Source organism: Burkholderia latens, assembly GCF_902499045.1.
In the GTDB taxonomy this organism is placed as follows: domain Bacteria; phylum Pseudomonadota; class Gammaproteobacteria; order Burkholderiales; family Burkholderiaceae; genus Burkholderia; species Burkholderia latens.
Map to the genome: position 1 here is coordinate 1 of NZ_CABVPL010000109.1, position 846 is coordinate 846.

At 72.3% G+C, this 846-nt stretch carries 1 protein-coding gene; it reads right to left on the reverse strand.

Translation table 11 applies throughout. The features are described from left to right. Positions 1 to 846 (reverse strand): YadA family autotransporter adhesin (locus BSE24067_RS33045; protein ID WP_367647186.1); only part of this gene is annotated, 846 nt, incomplete at both ends.

Below are 846 nucleotides of genomic sequence, written 5' to 3' on the forward strand. Positions count from 1 at the left end.
CGCATTCAGCTGATTCACGTTCACCGCGTCGGTGCCCTGCGTGCCCGCCGCGACGTTCACGACCTGCCGCGGCGAATCCGCCGAACCGACCGCGACTACGTTCGAGCGCCCGCCGTCGTTGCTGCCCGCGCCGATCGCCGTCGAGTTGTTGCCCGATGCAGTCGAGCCGACGCCGATCGCCGTCGAGCCGTTGCCGGACGCCGTCGAGCTGTTGCCGACCGCCGTGCTGTTCGACCCCGATGCAACCGCTCCCGAGCCGCCCGCCGACGAGTTCGAACCGCTCGCCCCAGGCGGCACGTTGCCGCCCGGCGGGTTCGTCGTGTACTGCCCGCCGAGGTTGGTCGTGCGCTGGTCGATCAGCGTCGTCAGCTGGCTCGCGATCGAATCGAGCTGCGACACGTTCACCGCGTCCGTGCCGTTCTTGCCGGCCGCGAGGCCGGTGATCTGCCGGTTGCCGACGTTCACTTCGCCGGCCGACGATTGCGGGCTGCTCAGCCCGTACGCGACGTAGTTGGTCAGCGCGCCGACCGTCGTCAGCGAACCGGCGCCGAGCGCGACGCTGTTCGCGAACGTGGCCGACGCACCGGCGCCGAGCGCGAGCGCATCGGTCGCCGTGCTGCGCGCACCCGAGCCGAGCGCGACGCTGCCCACGCTGACCGCCACCGCATTCGCGCCTTGCGCGACCGACTGCGCGCCGGTCGCCGTCGCGCCGCTGCCCAGCGCGATCGCGTCGGCCTGCGCGGAACTCGCCGCCTGCCCGATCGCAACTCCGCCCGGCGCGGTCTGATCGACGATCGCGCCGTTGCCGATGCCCACGCCGTTGTCGCCGTTGACGACCGTCGTCGG